The organism is Kitasatospora sp. NPDC101157 (genome assembly GCF_044768255.1).
Taxonomy (GTDB): domain Bacteria; phylum Actinomycetota; class Actinomycetes; order Streptomycetales; family Streptomycetaceae; genus Kitasatospora.
Genome location: NZ_JBIWPL010000002.1, coordinates 108,014 through 125,385, shown reverse-complemented (window position 1 = coordinate 125,385; position 17,372 = coordinate 108,014). Strand labels below are relative to the sequence as shown.

General features: G+C 71.8%; 17 protein-coding genes. 5 read left to right on the top strand and 12 right to left on the bottom strand.

The features are described 5' to 3' along the window. Nucleotides 1-130 precede the first annotated feature (130 nt). Nucleotides 131-994 (bottom strand): hypothetical protein, encoded by an 864-nt coding sequence (locus ACIRVF_RS03995; protein ID WP_402813305.1) that lies wholly within the window; start codon nucleotides 992-994, stop codon nucleotides 131-133. A gap of 704 nt (nucleotides 995-1,698) precedes the next feature. Between ACIRVF_RS03995 and ACIRVF_RS03990 the strand changes: the two genes are divergently transcribed. Both ACIRVF_RS03990 and ACIRVF_RS03985 read left to right on the top strand, forming a co-directional pair. Then, a complete protein-coding gene (locus tag ACIRVF_RS03990) occupies nucleotides 1,699-3,048 on the top strand; it encodes a chloride channel protein (protein WP_402813302.1) in 1,350 nt (449 codons plus the stop codon). Nucleotides 3,049-3,062: 14 nt separating this feature from the next. After that, nucleotides 3,063-3,926, top strand: a complete 864-nt coding sequence (locus ACIRVF_RS03985; protein ID WP_402813299.1) for a YhjD/YihY/BrkB family envelope integrity protein — start codon at nucleotides 3,063-3,065, stop codon at nucleotides 3,924-3,926. 37 nt (nucleotides 3,927-3,963) lie between these two features. Here the strand turns inward: ACIRVF_RS03985 and ACIRVF_RS03980 are convergent, their stop codons facing one another. The 4 genes from ACIRVF_RS03980 to ACIRVF_RS03965 all read right to left on the bottom strand — a co-directional run bounded on the left by ACIRVF_RS03980 (nucleotide 3,964) and on the right by ACIRVF_RS03965 (nucleotide 6,930). After that, nucleotides 3,964-4,233, bottom strand: a complete 270-nt coding sequence (locus ACIRVF_RS03980) for an SHOCT domain-containing protein (protein WP_402813296.1) — start codon at nucleotides 4,231-4,233, stop codon at nucleotides 3,964-3,966. A gap of 50 nt (nucleotides 4,234-4,283) precedes the next feature. Continuing rightward, a complete protein-coding gene (locus tag ACIRVF_RS03975) occupies nucleotides 4,284-4,748 on the bottom strand; it encodes a DUF6325 family protein (RefSeq protein WP_402813294.1) in 465 nt (154 codons plus the stop codon). After that, complete coding sequence (locus ACIRVF_RS03970) at nucleotides 4,745-6,388, bottom strand: MFS transporter (RefSeq protein ID WP_402813292.1); 1,644 nt, start codon at nucleotides 6,386-6,388, stop codon at nucleotides 4,745-4,747. The genes ACIRVF_RS03975 and ACIRVF_RS03970 overlap by 4 nt, the downstream gene beginning before the upstream one ends. A 191-nt stretch (nucleotides 6,389-6,579) precedes the next feature. Continuing rightward, on the bottom strand, nucleotides 6,580-6,930 hold the full coding sequence (locus tag ACIRVF_RS03965; RefSeq protein WP_402813289.1) for a hypothetical protein: 351 nt from the start codon (nucleotides 6,928-6,930) through the stop codon (nucleotides 6,580-6,582). A 571-nt stretch (nucleotides 6,931-7,501) separates the two neighbouring features. On the opposite strand from ACIRVF_RS03965, the gene ACIRVF_RS03960 reads away from it, so the two are divergent. Continuing rightward, nucleotides 7,502-7,960: a hypothetical protein gene (locus ACIRVF_RS03960; protein WP_402813286.1), complete on the top strand. Its 459-nt coding sequence runs from the start codon at nucleotides 7,502-7,504 to the stop codon at nucleotides 7,958-7,960. Nucleotides 7,961-7,972: 12 nt separating this feature from the next. Here the strand turns inward: ACIRVF_RS03960 and ACIRVF_RS03955 are convergent, their stop codons facing one another. Next, nucleotides 7,973-8,644 (bottom strand): fasciclin domain-containing protein, encoded by a 672-nt coding sequence (locus ACIRVF_RS03955; protein WP_402814594.1) that lies wholly within the window; start codon nucleotides 8,642-8,644, stop codon nucleotides 7,973-7,975. Nucleotides 8,645-9,033: 389 nt separating this feature from the next. Here ACIRVF_RS03955 and ACIRVF_RS03950 point away from each other — a divergent pair, with 389 nt between their 5' ends. Together ACIRVF_RS03950 and ACIRVF_RS03945 are read left to right on the top strand one after the other, a co-directional pair. Then, the gene (locus tag ACIRVF_RS03950) at nucleotides 9,034-9,540 is read left to right on the top strand and encodes a hypothetical protein (RefSeq protein ID WP_402813284.1); all 507 of its coding nucleotides are present in this window, start codon (nucleotides 9,034-9,036) and stop codon (nucleotides 9,538-9,540) included. A gap of 218 nt (nucleotides 9,541-9,758) precedes the next feature. Continuing rightward, on the top strand, nucleotides 9,759-9,887 hold the full coding sequence (locus tag ACIRVF_RS03945; RefSeq protein ID WP_402813281.1) for a hypothetical protein: 129 nt from the start codon (nucleotides 9,759-9,761) through the stop codon (nucleotides 9,885-9,887). Nucleotides 9,888-10,096: 209 nt separating this feature from the next. On the opposite strand, the gene menC is transcribed toward ACIRVF_RS03945, so the two are convergent. The 6 genes from menC to ACIRVF_RS03915 all read right to left on the bottom strand — a co-directional run bounded on the left by menC (nucleotide 10,097) and on the right by ACIRVF_RS03915 (nucleotide 16,738). Further along, a complete protein-coding gene (gene menC, locus ACIRVF_RS03940; RefSeq protein ID WP_402813279.1) occupies nucleotides 10,097-11,206 on the bottom strand; it encodes an o-succinylbenzoate synthase in 1,110 nt (369 codons plus the stop codon). Next, a complete protein-coding gene (locus tag ACIRVF_RS03935) occupies nucleotides 11,203-12,012 on the bottom strand; it encodes a GNAT family N-acetyltransferase (RefSeq protein WP_402813276.1) in 810 nt (269 codons plus the stop codon). Before ACIRVF_RS03935 ends, menC begins: the two co-directional genes overlap by 4 nt. A gap of 53 nt (nucleotides 12,013-12,065) precedes the next feature. Beyond that, entirely contained in the window at nucleotides 12,066-13,664 is a 1,599-nt protein-coding gene (locus ACIRVF_RS03930; RefSeq protein WP_402813273.1) for a PucR family transcriptional regulator, read from the bottom strand. Next, entirely contained in the window at nucleotides 13,661-13,849 is a 189-nt protein-coding gene (locus ACIRVF_RS03925) for a hypothetical protein (RefSeq protein ID WP_402813270.1), read from the bottom strand. The genes ACIRVF_RS03930 and ACIRVF_RS03925 overlap by 4 nt, the downstream gene beginning before the upstream one ends. Nucleotides 13,850-14,059: 210 nt before the next feature. Continuing rightward, on the bottom strand, nucleotides 14,060-15,637 hold the full coding sequence (locus tag ACIRVF_RS03920) for a serine hydrolase domain-containing protein (protein ID WP_402813267.1): 1,578 nt from the start codon (nucleotides 15,635-15,637) through the stop codon (nucleotides 14,060-14,062). A 381-nt stretch (nucleotides 15,638-16,018) separates the two neighbouring features. After that, complete coding sequence (locus ACIRVF_RS03915) at nucleotides 16,019-16,738, bottom strand: hypothetical protein (protein WP_402813265.1); 720 nt, start codon at nucleotides 16,736-16,738, stop codon at nucleotides 16,019-16,021. Nucleotides 16,739-17,372: the final 634 nt, after the last annotated feature.

Below are 17,372 nucleotides of genomic sequence, written 5' to 3'. Positions count from 1 at the left end.
AGCCCGTCTACGTGGCGGTCGGAATGGACATGGACGGCCGTGAGGACGTCCCTCGGAACAGGCCGCGTTGTAGGTGCTCTACCTCGCCGTCCGGGAGCAGATCGGTCCTGGGGTTCGGCCCGGCCCAGGGCTACCGGGTACCCGGAAGCAGCTCGACGCGGAGGTCGGCGCTTTCCTGGAGGACGTAGACCGGGTCGTAGTCGTGCTGCCAGTCCAGCGGGAGCAGGTCGTAGCGGCCTCCACGCGTGACCAGCAGGCGCAGGCCCTCGTACCGACAGTGGTAGAGGGTGTCGACCTCAGCGCCAAGGCACTGCTCGTGGAGTGATCGGTGGGGGCTGAGCTTGAGGCTCTTGGTGCTGAACACCACCACTGCCGTCCGATCCTCGACGGTGCGGGCGTCGGCCTCGGCGTCGCTGCGGCCGATCCGGGCCGCAACCAGGGCGACTGCCCAGAGCAGGAAGAGGCCTGCCGCGAACACCGGGACGGCGTGACGAAGCATCCCCTTGGGCCGGTGGCCGCCGTTGGCGGACCTGGTCTGGCCGAGCACGAGCCCGACCGCGATGGTGGTCGGGGCGACCCAGCCCCAGCCGCGCAGTTGGAGCGGCCGCCAGGCGAGCAGCAGGAGCACGCCGAGCAGCAGCACCAAGACGTGCCGGCGTGCGATGGCGTCGAGCGAGCTGTGGGCGACCCGCTGCGTGGGCCCCGGCAGTCGGGACAGCAGGTCCGGGAGCTGTAACACGAGCAGGGTGACGGAGAGCAGGATGAGCAGCGGAAGGGCCAGCAGCCGCAGGCTCTGGATCACCAGCTCAGGGAAGGTGAACCCGATGGAGATCGGCGACAGGTGGAAGTAGCCGTAGTAGGCGCTGTCATAAAGCACGCCGGCGTAGAACATCAGCGCCGCGACGAAGGATGCCTGGGCGGCCACCGCCTTGATGAGCCCTGCCGGCGTCGTCTCGTCGGCGGTGCCCGGCTTCCGGACGGGCGGCTTGGTCACGGGGTGTGGGACGACGGTCCGCTGCCCCCCGGGCGGCCGGCGGTCGTGGGGCACGTCGGTTGGCCCGGAGACGGGGATGGGCAGTAGGAGAACGAGTAAGCCGTGGACGGGGTGAGGCCATTGCCGGGGGTGTGCGAATTGGTCCTCGTGCTGGGTGATTGCAGCGGCGAGAACTCGCTCCCACCGCCCCCGCCTCCTCCACCGCCCCCACCTCCTCCACCTCCCCCACCGCCCCCGCCCCTCGGCGAGGCCGAGGCGGACGGTGAGAGCTCGCCCCCTCCGCCGCCCCCGCCGCTTCCGCCGTTCGGAGAGGCCGAGGTGGTCTGCTGGTGGGCCGGGCTCGAACTCGTCCCACATCCGGTCAACGCCAGCCCCAACCCCAGCCCCCACGAAGCCGCTACCACCCTGGTCCGTTCGAATCCGCGCCCTCGCATGCGCACCCCTCTCTCAGTCTGCGAGGACATTAGCGCCGCACACGAACGGCCACCCGAAGGCTCGCCTCCGAGTCCCCCGAACGCGAATGCCAACCGCCCCGTGGGTCCCGGGACGACCACGGGCTCCGGCGGTGGGCCGGTCGGGTGAGGCTCGGCGCGGCACCGGTCGGTTGCGTTCGGATCGTTCCGCGGTGGAAGCCGCTGCGTGATAGACGTCGGGGACGCGGCCGCCGCCGCGTGTCCACCCGCAGACCGGAGCCGAGGAGGGCGATGCGCTTGTCGGCCGACCACCGGTCCCCGGCACCCGGCGCGGACCCATCGGATCCGGTGGCGCTCGTCCGCACCTTCGGCTACCTGAAGCTGCTGGCGCTGGCGGCCGTCCTCGGGGTGCTGATCTCGGCCGCGGCCTACGGCTTTCTCGCCCTGGTCTCCAGACTGCAGTCGGCGACCTACACGGACCTGCCGAAGGCGCTCGGCTTCCACGGCACACCGCCCTGGTGGCCGCTGCCGCTGCTCGGCGTCGCCGGGCTGCTGGTCGGCGCGGCTGTCCGCCGCCTCCCCGGAACCGGCGGGCACGAACCGACCGCAGGCCTGGCGGCCACGGGCGCACCGAGCGCGATCGAGCTACCGGGAGTGTTCCTCGCCGCGCTGGCCACCCTCGGCCTGGGCGCGGTCCTGGGGCCGGAGGCGCCGCTGATCGCCCTGGGCGGCGGGCTGGCGGTGCTGGCGGTCGAGCGGCCCGGCCGGGACGTCGCCCCGTCGGTCGTCGCCGTCGTGGGGGCCGCCGGAAGCTTCGCGGCCGTCAGCACGCTGCTGGGATCGCCGCTGCTCGGCGCCTTCCTGCTGATGGAGGCCTCGGGGCTCGGGGGCCCGATGATGGGGGCGGTGCTGGTCCCCGGCCTGCTCGCCGCCGGTATCGGCTCCCTGGTCTTCCTCGGCCTCGGCAGCTGGACCGGTCTCGGCACCTACTCCCTGACGCTGACCGACGTGCCGCACGCCGACCGACCCGACCTCCCGGAGTTCGGCTGGGCGCTGGTGATCGGGGTGGCGGCGGCCCTGCTCGGCGCCGGTATCCGCCGGTTGGCCCTCCTGCTCCGGGCGCGGGTCGAGCGGCGCACGGTGCCCGCGACGGTGGTGATGGGCCTGGTGGTCGCCGGGTGCGCCATCGCCTACGCCGAGGCCACCGGCAAGGGCGCGGCCGAGGTGCTCTACTCCGGGCAGAGCGCGATGGGCCCGCTGCTGGCGGGACACGCGGGCTATTCGGTGGGTGCCCTGGTCATGCTCGTCGCCTGCAAGGGACTGGCCTACTGCGCCTCGCTCAGCGCATTCCGGGGCGGGCCGGTGTTCCCGGCGATGTTCTTGGGGGCGGCCGGGGGCACGGCCCTCTCCCACCTGGCGGGGCTGCCGCTCACCGCCGCATTCGCGACGGGGATCGGTGCCCTGTGCGTCGCGCTGCTGCGGCTGCCGATGACGTCGGTGCTGCTCGCGACCCTGCTGCTGGGAGCCGACGGGCTCACCGTCATGCCGCTGGTGATCGTCTCGGTGGTGGTCGCCTACGTCCTGACGCTGCGGATCGGTCCCAGCGGTGCGGGATCGACCGCCCCTGTCGTCCGCGGCTGAAGGGGGGACGGAGCATGGGAGCCGATGACCGCTGGGGCGTGCGGCACGTCAGGCGGGCGGTGGAGTCGGGCAGGAAGCGGTTCTCCGGTACGTGGGCCGGGGTGTTGTGGCAGCGGCTGCAAGAGATCGGCTTCATGAACCTGGGCATCCAGTTCGCCGCCACCCTGCTGCTCTGCTTCTTCCCGTTCATGATCGTGGCGAACGCGCTGGTCGGCCGGTCGACGGTGACCGAACTGGTCCGGCACCTCGGCCTCGACCACCAGGCGTCGACCGATGTCAGTGCTCTGTTCGCGTCGTCGACCGCCACCAGCAGGGCTGTCACCGGGGCGGCGTCGGTGTTCTTCGTCCTGGGCGGGATCGCGGCCGCCGCGGCGCTGCAGCAGCTCTACCAACGGCTCTTCGAGCTCCCCCGCCGGGGCACCCGGGACCTGCCCCACCAGGTGCTCGCGCTGGCCCTGCTGATGACGGTCACGCCCCTGTCCACCTGGGTCCTGCCCGCCGTGCGCGGCGCCGGCGGGCCGGTGCTGCTCGGGGCGTTCGTGCTGGCCGTCGCCACGGCGCTCTGGTGGCTGCTGATGTGGATCCTGCTCGCGGGCAGGGTCCCGTGGCGGGACCTGCTGCCTTCCGCGGTCGTGACCGGCCTCTGCTACCTCGGCATGCGGGTGGTGTTCGAGTTCACCGCCTCGGACATGGTCACGGAGGACGCGCGCAAGTACGGACCGATCGGGGTGGTCTTCTTCCTCATGTCCTGGCTGGTCGCCATCGGTGTGGTGATCATCCTGGGGGCGGTGACCGGCATCGTCTGGCGGGAGCGGGGCCTGTCGGTCACCACCGGCCTGAAAGGACTGCCCCGACCGGGGAAGCGCGGCCGGGGCTGAGGGATCACGGGCGGAGCGGCGTCCGGCCCGTAACGGGTCAGGTGCCGAGGAGTTTCGCCTTCTGGGCGGCGAACTCGGCCTCGGTGAGGACGCCCTGCTCCTTGAGGGCGCCGAGCTTCTGGAGCTGGGCGATCGTGTCGTCGTTGCCGCTGGGAGCAGCGGCCGGCGGCGGCTTCTGGGAGGCGGCGGCCTGCGCGTCCTGCTGGGCCCACCGGCCGGCCTGCCGCCGTGAGACGTGGTTGGAGACGGCCGTCGCCGTTCCCGCGACCGCAGCGGTGCGGGCCACTCCTCGAATCAGTCCGGGCACGGGTTTCTCCTTCGGTCGTGCTTCGGTTCGTGCGGGTCGTACGGCACCGGTCAGACCGGGCTGCCGGCGTCCTCGACGGCTGTCAGAGCCGCCAGCACGTCCTGGACCGGGATCCGGCCGCTGGCGACGAGCTGGGCGCCGGCGCGGCGCAGGGCTCCCACCATCGGAGCGGCCCAGAGGTTCTCGTAGACGAGGACGGCGGCCGAGCTGCCGGGTTCCAGGGCCTTGGCCGCCTCGCTGATGTCGTCATCGCCGAGCAGGCCCGAGGAGGCCCCTTCGAACACGGTGAGGTCGAGTTGTCCGTCTCCGGTCAGATCGGCTAGCTCCAGTGCGGTCAGCGAGCCGTCCGGCTCCTTCTTGACAAAGGTCAGGTCCAGGATCCGGATGATGCCCCGTTCGACCAGGTCCAGGAGCAGGGGCATGCCCTCGCCGGTCAGACGGGTACCGGGAAACTCCACGATCAGGTAGTCGATCGGACCGGCTTCGTTGAACTCTTCATCGATGGTGTCGCTCATGACAGCTCCTCGTGCTGTTCGGTGGAATCACCGCGTCCGCCCGGAGGCGTACCGCGGTTGCGAGCCGGGACGCGGCCGTCGCCGCTCCTGGTGGCGGGCAGCCGACGGGTGAAGGGGAAGCCGGCCAGGGTGATGCCGGCGGCGGCCAGAACGGCCACCTTCAGGCCGTTGAGCTGGGCCGTCCGGTAGGCCGAGACGACGGCGTCCGCCTCCTCCGGCGGGATCGAGGTCTTGGCGAGGGCAGCGGCGGCCTGGTCGGCCGGTACGAAGTTGAGCCCCGACTCGATCTGGATGCCGGCCTGTTGACGGACGGTCTGCGAGACCACCGGATCCTTGGCCAGCGCTGCCGTGAAGGCGGCCGCCAGGGCGCTGATCACGATGGCCCCGATCAGCGCCGTGCCCAGGGACGAGCCGAGGTTCTGGGCGGTGTACTGCAGGCCGCCGACCTCGCTGCGCTCGGACTCGCCGACGCTCGACTGCACGACGTTGCCCAGCTGGGAGGCGAGCAGGCCCATGCCGAGACCGAGCAGCGCCATCGCCAGGGCGAAGGACAGGTCGTCGAGTTCGGGCTTGATGGTGCCGAGCAGCCACAGGGTCGCGGCGAAAAGTACCAGCAGGCCTGTCCGGACCACCGTCCGCGGGGACGCGAACCTGTTCAGCGCGGGACCGCTCAGCGCCGCCACGAGCATCGTGACCGACACGGGCAGCAGCCGCAGGCCGGTTTCGAAGGCGTTGAGCCCCAGCACCACCTGGAGGTAGAGCGGAATGGCGAAGAACAGGCCGAGCAGGATGACGTTCTGGCTGAACAGCATCAGCAGGCCGGAACGCAGGCTCGGAATCCGGAACAGGCTGAACCGCACCAACGGATCCGCCCGGTGGTCCTCCCAGAGGCGGAGGAGATAGAGCAGGACGAGGCCGAGGGCGATGACGAAGACCGTCGGGGAGAACCCGAAAACGGTGAAAGGGGGGTTGCGCGGCTGGAGCCATCCCCACGAGCTGCTCTGCAGCACGGCCAGCACCACCAGGGCCAGTCCCGCGACCGACAGCAGCACCCCGCCCAGGTCGAGCCGGGGCCGGATCGCGGGCGCGGGCTGGGGCGCGATCCAGCGGATCAGGAGGAGGATGACCACCACGAGGACGGCCTCCCCGGCGAACACCAGGCGCCAGGTCAGGTACGTGGTCACCCACCCGCCGAGCAGCGGGCCCACCGCGATCCCCGCACCGGCGAGGCCGCCGATGACCCCGTAGGCGACCGCGCGGTCCCGGCCCTGGTAGGTGCTCGCCACGAGGGCGGCCAGGGCGGGGAGGACCAGCGCGGCACCGAAGCCCTCGATGACGGACCAGCCCAGTGCCAGCACCCCGAGCGTGGGCGCGACGGCGGTGAGCGCCGATCCCACCCCGTAGACGACGAGCCCGCCGGCGAACACCCGGCGGCGACCGAACATGTCGCCGAGTTTGCCGCCGGTGATCATGAAGGCTGCCATGACCAGCGTGTAGAGCGTGATGACCGCCTGGATCGCCGTCACCTCGGTGTCGAAGTCGATGACCAGTTGGCTGATCGACACGTTCATCACCGATGCGTCCAGCACCATGAGGAACTGGGCCATCCCGAGGATGATCAGCGCCTTCCACCGGTTCACGGCACCTCCTGAACGGTCCGTGGGCCGACCGCGGTACGCGCTCACGGGCCCGTTTTCCTGCGGCGACGGCGACGGCGGTCATCGGTTCGCCTAGCCAGTGTCGCCGCACCCCGACCCGATCGGCCGCCCCTGGGCGCCCGATCGAGTGAAGACCCGGAGGCGCCGATCACGTGTTCCAAGTGCTGTGGGCGTCACGCCCCCACCCGCCGATGCGACGGGTTCATGGCCGCCCTGACGCTCTCCCGGGCGCGTGCTCTGGCGTGGGCCATCGCGTGGGTCAGGAAGAAGAGGGCGCTGATGAAGATCCAGCCGTCCCTCTCGTCGATGCTCAGGGCGGCGGGCGCGGGGCGGTCCGACGCGGATGCACCTTGCGGAGGGGGGCGCAGCATTTCCTTGGCGATCGCGACGACGCCCGACAGCGCGTGATGGATCGCGCCGGCGATGATCATCGACGAGCCGATCAGGATCCAGTCGACTCGTCCGAGCTCGCTGGGTCCGGTTGCGACGGTGCGACGCGCTACCAGGTGGTGGGTGCCGGGCATGTGCCTCGCCTCCTTGCTGGATGCGGTGGGACGATCGTTCCCTTCCGACGTTCGCAGGGCCCGCGCGGGGTGCCATGGGCCGTCCGGCCCATGGCCCGGGGGCCGGACGGCCGCAGCACTGTGCGTCATGGCGCCGCTCCTGCGCGCGATCGGGCGACGGATGGGGCCGTACGGACCACTGCCGCGGTCCGAGCGGCCCAGCCCGGCCGGAAGGCCCGGCCCTACGGCGGCCGCCCCGCCCTACGCTGACCACACGGCTCCGGCTCCGGGGTCCGTCAGCCGGCCGAGCCAGTACTGCAACGGTGCTTACCGTGACGAGGGTTCGGCTCTCGGGCTGTGCCCTCGTCTCGTGCAGTGACGGGTCCGGGCCTGGTGCCGGCGCCGCAGCGGGACGAGTGCAGGACGTGGGTGATGCTGCGGCGGACAGGCCGCGTGAGATCGGTGATCAACCGGCGGATCTCGGAGACCGTGGGTGGGCTCAGGTCTGGCGTTCGAGCCGGTTCGGCCCCTTTTCGAGCTGCTGGGCCCGCACGACGGTGAGAGAGACATGGGCGGCCATGGCCAGGGAGATGTGCCGGTACCACCCAGGCTAGCGAGGCACCTGGTAGTCGGCCAGGCGGCCGCACTGGCCCTCGCCGTTGCCGGTGCTGCAGCGCTCGACTGGGCCGCCGGGCTGCTGCAGGGCGACCTCGGCGCCTCCGCCTCGGGCCGGCCGGTGGGGGCGATGCTCGGCGACCGGGTGGGCAACTCCGCATTGCCGGCTGGACCGACGATGCTCCTGCTCGTACCGGTCTCGCTCGGCCTGGGCCTGCTCGCGGCGGTGCACCACGGTCGCACGACCGACCGCGTGATCACCACGGCATCCCTGCTGCTGGTGTCGGTGTTCGAGTTCGTCGTGGCCGGCGGACGCGCACGCCCCCCGCTGCCGCCCCACGGGTCGACCGACGGCGCCGTCGAGATCCTTCCGTTGATGCGCGGAGTGCGGTCCCCGGCCCCGGGGGGGGGGTCGGCCGGGGACCGCGGTCGATGACCTGATGCCGGGTCAGGAGGTGGGCATCAGGACGGTGTCGACGATGTAGACGGTGGCGTTGGCGGTCCGGACGTTGCCGCACAGGACCTTGGCGGTGTTGTTGACGGTGAAGTCCGGGGTGGCGCCGGTGACGGTGAGGTTGTCGGAGGCCAGGGTCTTGTGGGCGCCGGTGAGGGCGGTGGGGTCCAGACGCTGGGGGACGACGTGGTAGGTGAGGATCTTGGTGAGCTTGTCCTTGTCGGCGAGGACCGCGTCCAGGGTGGCCTTGGGGATCTTGTTGAAGGCGTCGTTGGTGGGGGCGAAGACGGTGATGTTCTTCGCGGAGTTGAGGGTGTCGACGAGGCCGGCCTGCTGGACGGCGGTGACCAGGGTCGACAGGAGGGGGTTGTGGGAGGCGGCGGTGGCGACCGGGTCCTCGGCCATGCCGGCGAAGGAGCCGGCGCCGTCCTTGGGTACGGCCGAGCAGGCGGTGCCGAACGGCTGGCCGGCCATCGCCTGCCCCGCTGCCGAGGATTCCGTCGCGGAGCTGCCGGCCGTGTCCGTTGAGGGCGCCGAGGCCCCGGCCGTGCCCTTGGCGGCGTCGGACGCCTTCGCGCCTCCGCTGCTCCCGCAGGCGGCCAGCGAAGCGGCCAGCACACCGGTGGCGAGAACGGCGGCGAAGGACGTGCGCACCGAGCGGGTCATGTTCATCAGGCGATACTCCTGTGGCGGACGCCGGGCGGATCCCGGACGGAAGAAGGGGACCGGAACGGTCACGCTGGCCATTCGGTCTCCCGGCCCGACCGGATGGGTCTCGTTCCGCACTTCCCCAGATCGTGTGCACCGGGCCTGCCTGCTTGACGTTTCCCACCGACGTGCGGCGGTGGCCCGAGTCGATGCCTGGGCCTCCGGCTCACGAGGCTCCGATGGGAGGAGACCCGCACCTCGCCAGGGCGCGGCCGGACGTGACGGGCGTCATGCCGTCGCCGGGCCGAGCCCGCCTACACTGGCACGCCACGAGCGGAGCAGTGCGGCTTCGCGCCGTAACTCGCTGAACCCGGCCGGGCGAGCGAGCATGCTCCGAGGAGGACACCGTGTCCGCCGATCTCGCCCCCGTCATAGCCGCCGGCGCCCGTTGGCTCCTGACCGCCTTCCCGCCGGCACCCGGTGCGTTCAGCCGGGCCCTGGCCGAGGCGCAGGCGAGCCAAGCCGTCACTCTGGCCGCCGTCCTGCGCTACCCGACCGACCTCGACGCGCAGCTGCTTCACCTCCTGGGCCCGGGCGGCAGTGCCCGACTGGACTGGCTCACCGGCGCTGAACACGAGCGCCTCGCCGAGGACGCCGCCTGGCGGACCTGGGTCGACGAGACCGTCGTCAGCTGGGCGGCCTGCCTGCTGGCCGACCCCGCCCTCGTCCTCCGTGCCCAGGCCACCACGGTCCCCGGCGCGACCGGTGCCGTGACCCGCCTCCTGCAGCCCGGCGACCACGAGCACCAGGCGGCGCCCCTGCTGCGCCACCCCGACCTCCTGGAGCCGATCGCCGCGCTGCACCGGGCGACGCTGCTGCACCGGCTCCAGGAGGAGAACCTTCCTCTGCGGTAGACGGAACCCGGTTCGGCCGACCGTGCGATGTCGCGTGTGACCGGACGCCGGACTGCGAGACGTCCGCGTGCCAAAAGGTCCTGACGATGGCTCTCGCCGGTCCCGGACGGTCGGCTCGCGACGGAGCCCGTCCGCGTGGACAGCCCGCCGGGGAGGCACCGGCCGACAAATCCTTCGGCTCAGGTGAACGACAGGAGCATGAGCGGCGCGGTGGTGGGGTGGTCGGAGCCGCCCGCGGGCTCGACGGTGACGCCGATGCCACCGGCGCGGTCCAGACCGAGGACCGCGCCGCCCCCTACCCGGCGGGCGCCAGCGGCTGGCACAGCACCGTCGTCACCGTCACCTGAGCCCCCTCTTCCCTCCTGCGCCGGGCACGACGTCCGGCGTGTCCCGCCCACCGGCGGGCCGTCAATCACCTCACAAGGGGATCCACCCCCATGTCCGTCACCGCCCGCCGCAACGCCGCTGCCGCGCCGGTCACCGCCATCGCGCCCGCCGTCAGCCTCGGCGCCTGGAGCAGCAGCGGCTCCAGCTCGTCGTCCGCCCCACGACGGGGTCAGACGGTGAGGAGCTCCGTGGAGGTGGTGGCGGCCTGCAGGGCGTCGGGGTCGGGGGCGATGCCGATCCCCGGGCCGGTGGGGACGGTCAGCCGGCCGTCGTGGAGGACGAAGGGGTCGGTGATGTCGCGGGTGTAGTAGCGGGCCGAGGCCGAGATGTCGCCGGGCAGGGTGAAACCCGGGAGCGCGGCCAGCGCCAGGTTGGCCGCCCGTCCCAGGCCGGTCTCCAGCATGCCGCCGCACCACACCGGTACGCCGTTCGCCAGGCAGAGGTCGTGAATCCGGCGGGCTTCCAGGTATCCGCCGACCCGGCCGGGCTTGATGTTCACGATCGAGCACGCCTCCTGCCGGATGGCGGTGGCCGCGTCCCGGGCCGAGGTGATCGACTCGTCCAGGCAGATCGGGGTGTCCATGCGAGCCGCCAGCCGGGTGTGCGAGAGGAGGTCGTCCGGGGCGAAGGGCTGCTCGATCAGCGTCAGCCCGTAGGCGTCGAGCCGGCGCAGGTGGGGCTGGTCCGCCGGACCGTAGGCGGTGTTGGCGTCCACCTGCAGGGCGATGTCCGGGCCGAACGTCTCCCGGACGGCTCGCAGCGGCTCGATGTCCCAGCCCGGTGCGATCTTCAGCTTGATCCGGGCGTAGCCCGCGCGGAGATAGCCGTCGACGGCACTGATCAGCTCATCGACGGTGTCCATGATGCTGACCGACACGCCGACGGCGAGTTCGGTCCGCGTCGCCCCGAAGTACTGGGCGAGGCTGATGCCGGCGGTCCGCAGTTCGGCGTCCAGCACCGCCATCTCGACGGCCGTCTTGGCCATCGGATTCCCTCTGATCGGCCGGAGCAGCTCGGGCACCAGCGCCGCGGTCAGCTCGGGAGTCCGGAACAACCGGGGCAGCAGGAACGCACGTACCACTTCCCGGGCCCCGGCCAGGTACTCGGCGCTGTACGTCGGATCGTCGTCGGCCACGCACTCGCCCCAGCCCACGACTCCGTCGGCCGTGGTCACCTTGACCAGCAGCGAGTACCGGTGGTCCTGGGTTCCCAGTGAGGTCCGGAACGGCGCGACCAGGGGCAGGGCCACCTCACGCAACTCCGCCTGCTGCAGCTTCATTCCGATGTTTCCTTCCGTCGCAGGACGTACCAGCCGGACCGGTCGAACCCCTCGATCCGGTACCCGTTCCCCATGGCGCCACCGAGCGCCTCGCGCATCGCGGACCGCCAGCGTCGGGCTGCGGCAGGATCCTGTCGCCGCAGGGACTCCGTGTCCACCGGGGTGACGCAACGCAGTACGCCGCCGGTCGCCGCGCGCGGTACGGGTTCGCCGTCGCCGTCCGCTTCGAGCACGGGTTCCGCGGCGGCCAGGTCCGGCAACGGCGCCGGTGCGTGCGGCGTCACGTGCACCGGCCAGCTGACGAACAGCCGGTCGGAGTCGTCGCCGTCGTTGATGCCGTCGTCCAACGGCCCGTAGAAGTCGGGCAGGTACGCCTCCGCGACCGCCCCGAGCCGGTGCAGGTTGAAGTAGGCGTTGCGGCGGATCAGCGGGTCGTACGTCCACGAGATCGACGAGAGGCCCGCCTCGGCGGCCCACTTCCGCTGGTGCGCCTTCATCGCTGCACCGATCCCGCGCCCGTGCATTCCCGGCAGCACGCCGGCCACGTGCGAGTGCAGGCTGTCCCCGACGGTCCGGAACCCGGCGGTCACGCCGACCATCGCCGTCCCGAGGTAGGCCGCCGCGACGTAGCCGCCGGTGTGCGCGAGCGCGCACATCACGTCCAGGGCCAACGGCGGCTCGGCGTTGTCCGGGGTGTTCCACACGGTTCGCAGCACTGCGGCGGCCTGCTGGAGTTGGGGTACGGTCCGAAGCAACTGGATTCGGACGTCCGCCCGTTCCGCGTCGGCGGAAGGAAATTCGACCATGCGACGAGTCTGCCCGGCGGACCGCCCCGGGCCATTGGCGTGCGGGCCCAAGTTCACCTGGCCTCCTTTGTGCCGATGTCCGGCAGCCGTAGCCGCAGCTGCAGCGCCAGCGCCAACCGCAGGTCCGGATCGTCGATGTCGATCAGCTCGGCGAGCCGGCGCAACCGGTGCCGCAACGTGTTGGGGTGCAGCGTCAACGCCTCCGCAGCCCGTGGCACGTCGTAGTGCCCCGCGATCCAGCAGCGCAGCGTCTTCTCGTACTCCGTTCCGTGCCGGGCGTCATGGTCGAGCACCGTCGACAGGGGCTCCGCGCCCAGGGCCGGACGGTACCGGATCGCCTCGTACACGTCCCGCAGGAACATCGGGGCGGCCAGCTCGTCGTGCCGTCCGATCTCCGCCTTGCCGAACGGTCCGCACACCACCTTGAGCGCTTGCTCGGCCTGGCTCAGCCCTGTCGAGACGTCGGCGAGGCCGGGAAGGGTGCGGCTGATCCCCGCCCGCCAGCCGCCGCCCAGGGTGTCCCTCGCGCGGGCCAGCACCGTCGCGATGATCAGCTGGATCACGGGCGTGTCGGACGCCGTGTCGACCACCGCCACGGCCTGACCGTCCAGCGCTCCCGCGGCGGCTCCCAGCCGGTAGGCGGAGAGCCCCATCCGCAGCAGGTCGCCGACGTACTCGGCGTCGGAGTCCGGCGCCACGCCCCGCGCCTGACCGGCCGGGTCACCGAAGCGGCCGATCAGCAGCACCGTCGCCGGGCCGTCGAAGCGTATCCCGAACGAGTCGGCGAGCTCCCGGGTCGCTCCCCGGCCGCGGAGCAACCAGCCCAGACGCTCGGCCCGTTGCCGGCGCTCGGCATCGGCCGCGAGACCGACCCGGGCCAGGTGGGGCGCGGCCAGTCGCGCGCCCTCGGCGAGGACGTCTGCCGCCTCCTCCGCCAGGGGCTCCTCACCCCGGATCACCCAGATGGTGCCCAGCGCCTCGCCACCGTCCCGGATGGCGATGGCGAGGCGCGGCCGGTACTCCTTCGGCTCGTGGCTCCAGACCGCGGTGTCGGACCGCAGGACAGCGGCGTACTCCTCGGCGTGGGTCGGGTGGTCGGGCACGCGGCGGCCGAGGATCCCGTCGCGACGCGGGTCGTCGACCAGCTGGCCCGGGACCGTGGAGTAGGCCAGCACGCGCATGGACAGATCCTCGATCGCCACCGCGCCGCCGGCGCGCACGGCGATGTCGTTGGCCAGGGCGAACAGGTCGGTGGAGCGGTGCCTGTTCGGCTCGAACACCGGGCTCGTGATCGCACGCAGCGCGTCGATCAAGGTGTAGAGCTGCCCCCAGGAGATCTCGGCACTGCGCTCCAGGAGCGCCACCCCGGTCCGTTCGGCTGCCTCTGTCAACGCTGCCGTGTCCGTGGTACCGGCTCGCACGACCACCGCCTTCGCGTGGTGCCCGGCGGCCCACTCCAGTACGTCGGCGGTCAGCCGGCCGGGAACCAGGACGATCGCGTCGGTCAGTCCCGTCCCGGGGGCGTCGGTGTCATGAATCGTGGGCGCCCCGACGGGGACCGCCCGACCCCGTGGCAGTGCGAGCGGCCGTAGGAGACCGGGTCCCAGGCTGTCGAGCACGACCCCGAGGGTGATCCCGGCGGGGGCCGTCATCGCCGCTCCGATCGCAGCATCCCCACGGCGGCCACGCGGTCGGCGGTGACGGGGGCGTCGGCGGTGACATGAGCGTCGGCGGTGACGGAGGCGGAGGCGGAGGCGGTGACGGAGGCGGAGGCGGAGGCGGTGACGGAGGCGGATCCGTCGTGGGCCTCGCCGCCGGAGACGATCGGGTCACGCATGGGCTGGGCTGTCCTTCCGGTCGGCGCGCCGGTGGCCCGGAAGCCATCGGGCGGCGGGTGTACGCGCGGGCGGGTGGTCGAAAACCTTCCCGGTGTCACCCGTTTCGACCACCCGGCCGTGCGGGAGCACGACGGTGCGGTCGGCGATCCGCCGGACCACGGCCACGTGGTGCGTGCCGAACAGCAGGGTGGTGCGCAGGGCTGGGGCCGTCAGGGGGCGAGGCCGGGGCCGGGGACAACCCCCGGGGGGCCGGCGGCGCCGGGCTGTCCGACGAAGCGCAGCCGGTGGACACCGGGTGTGCTGATCAGGAGGTCGTCGCCGCTGGGGCGCAGGCTGAACAGGCCGCCCGCACGGAACGCGCCGTCCGCTGCCGGTTCGATCGTGCCGACGAACTCCGGACCGAGTTCGAGCGTGCCGTCCTGGGTGACCGTCGCCAGGATGCCGAGCTCCGGACTGCGGTAGACGGCCGGTGGCAGCGTGGCACCGGCAGCCGCGGGGGGACAGCGCCGGTACTCGGTGGCGCGGCCGGGGCGGTACACCGATCCGATCCTGATCGTGTCGGACGCCACCCGCAGCGAGAAGCCGGCGCCGTCCCCCAGGCCCTGCCAGCTGCCGTCGACGGCCGGCGCGAACTCGCCTGCGGGCGGCGCACCGTGGATGCGGATCCGGCCGTTGCCCACGGCGTCGATCCGGAGGGTGAGGCCGGATCGCGGATCCAGCCAGTCCCCCGTCAGCCGGGCAGCGGACTCGGCTGCCACCTGGTCCGCCACCAGCTCGACGGGATCGTCCTCGGGCAGTCCGGCGGCCAGCCGGAGCACCTGGGTGGCCAGCTTCGAGGAGTGGATCGAGGAGTTGTTGCTCAGCAGCGCCACGCCGAGGTCGGCGTCCGGCATGAACAGCAGCTGGGACCGGTACCCGGGGAGGCCGCCGGCGTGGCCGAACGCCGGGCGGCCCGCGATCGTCGTGTGGTAGAGACCCAGCGCGTACGGCTCCTCCCCGTCCCCGGAGTCGACCCGCCGCAACAGCCCGTCGCGGATGTCGGTGCCGAGGACCCGGCCGTCCTGCAGGAACCCGAACCACGGCGCCAGGTCGGCGACGCTGGTGGCCAGTCCGCCGTCGCCGACCGCGGACTCCTCGGTGTCGGCGCGCCGGACGACACCGCGGGTGACGTCGTACCCGTAGGCGAATCGCGGCAACGGCTCCTGGCTGTCCTCGCGGAACACGGTCTCGTTCATTCCCAGCGGTGTGAACATCCGGTCCGTGGTGAACTCCCCCAGGGTGCGGCCGGTGAGCCGCCGCACGAGCGAGGCGACCAGGACGTACCCCGTGTTGGAGTAGGAGAAGGCGGTCCCCGGTTCGAAGTCGACCTCGGTCAGCCCCGCCACGAAGGCCAGCGTCCGGTCCTGGGTGATCCTCGTCAGCGGCCGGCCGGCGATCGTCATCAGGGCCAGCCAGTCCCGCAGACCTCCCGTGTGCCGCAGACACTGACCGACCGTCACCGGAACCGACAGCCTCAGTTCGGGCAGGTGCGTCCGGATGTCGTCGTCCAGCGACAGCCGCCCGTCCCGGCACAGCAGTAACGCCGCGGCGGCGGTGAACTGCTTGCTCACGGAAGCGATGTCGAACCGTGTCCGGGTGTCGACCGGCGCCTCGAACTCCACGCTCGCCAACCCCGCCGATGCGTGGTGGATCAGCTTCCCGTCGGTGGAGATCCCCACCGACAGTCCCGGGTCCCCGGGGCGTACCGCCGAGGCCACGACCTCGGACAACGTTGTTGAGATGGCCATGCGCTACAGACTCCCAGCCACGACCGCCCGGAGGGTTTGTCCTGACCGGCAAAGTCCGCTCGCCCGACGTTGGCCAGGAGGACATGCCGGCACGCGCGTTGGTCGGCATGCCGTCTTGTCGGTCATCGTGGCCGGGAGCGCGTTGTAGATGGCGGCGGAGGTGTCGCCGGCGGGGAGGACGGTGTCCGCCGTGCCGCCGATGACCGGCGTGGGCGGGCGAGTTGGCACCCGCCGGGCCCGAGGGACTCGGCAACGGCTGCGGGGCCTGCGGGCGGCCGGGAGGAGTCGCGCTCCCGAGCCGCCCGGAGGCCCCGCCGTCAGGCTTCCGCGGCTTCCCCGCGCCTCACCGGCCCGGGCCGTTCGGTGCCGGCGGTCGGCGGGTCAGGCCTTGCGGATGGAGTAGGCGACGCCGCTGCCGTAGCAGTTGCTGCTCGGGTAGTAGCTGCTGACCACCCAGCCCGCCGGGAGGGGGGAGAAGGAGCACACGACGGCGGAGGTCTGAGTGGTGATCTTGAAGAGGGTGTAGGCGACGCCGGTTCCGACGCAGTTGCTGCTGCTGTACGAGCTGGTGACGACCCACCCGGCCGGGACGGGGGTCATCGAGCACGCGCCGACGCTGGTGTCGTTGGCCGTGTTGTGGAGCGAGTAGGCCACACCGGTCCCCGCGCAGTTGCTGCTGCTGTAGGAGCTGGTGATCACCCACCCGGCCGGGATCGGGGTCATCGAGCACGCGCCGACGTTGGTGTCGTTGGCCACGTTGTGGAAGCCGTAGGCGACGCCGCTGCCCGCGCAGTTGCTGCTGCTGTACGAGCTGGTCACCACCCACCCGGCCGGCTTGGGCGAGAAGGAGCAGATGGTGAGGTTGGTCTGCCCGGTCGTGTCGGTGATCGTGTACGAGACCCCGGTGCCGGGACAGCCCCAGCTGCTGTACGAGCTGGTGACCACCCACCCGGCCGGGATGGGCGAGTTGGAGCAGACGGTGGTGCTTCCCGCGAGCCGCTGCGGGGCCGCCTGCGCCTGCGAGGTCGCGGCGGTGATCAGGGCCAGGAGCATCAGCACGACGGTCAGCACGTGCGAGGTGTGGGTCCGTAAGGTCTTCATGGCAGGCCTCAGATCTTCTCGACGACGCTCTACGACTGTTCTTGTGCAGGTGGAGTGAACGATCGACACACGATTCGTTCACGTCGGCTGAGATGGTGTCAGAGATCTCCCAGCTGCGCCAGGGTGCGACCCACCCCTCACCACCATGCGTCCGCAAAGGCTCTGCTCCTGGGGCGCGTTCGGTAAAGGGCCGGGCTGCGGGGCTTCGTCGACCCGGCGGTGATCGTGGGCGCGCTGCACGGGAAAGTCGACGCTCCGGCGCCCGGTGCCATTCCCCCGCCGCGAGGCTGCAGGACTCCGCCAGGCGCTGCCAGAACGCCGATCGGCTCCGCCGTCCTGGGCGAGCCGGTCTCGGCGGCACCGGTTCCGTCCTGGCGAACGGCCAGGGCGGCTTCTTCGGTTCAACCTTCCGGGCAAAGAATTCGGGAAAAAGGAGTTGCCTGGTCAAAAGGGTTGTGCGGCGTCCGAATCCGTGAAGTGTGCATGGCATTTGAATGAGCCGTCCACGGTGGGGCCGACGGGAATACAAGGAATTCGCTCCTTGCTCAGTTGATTCGCGCAAGTCCCTTCCGTTCCCGGATCGAATCTGACAGCATCAGCCGCTGTCCCGCGACCGATTGCCCTCGACGAATGG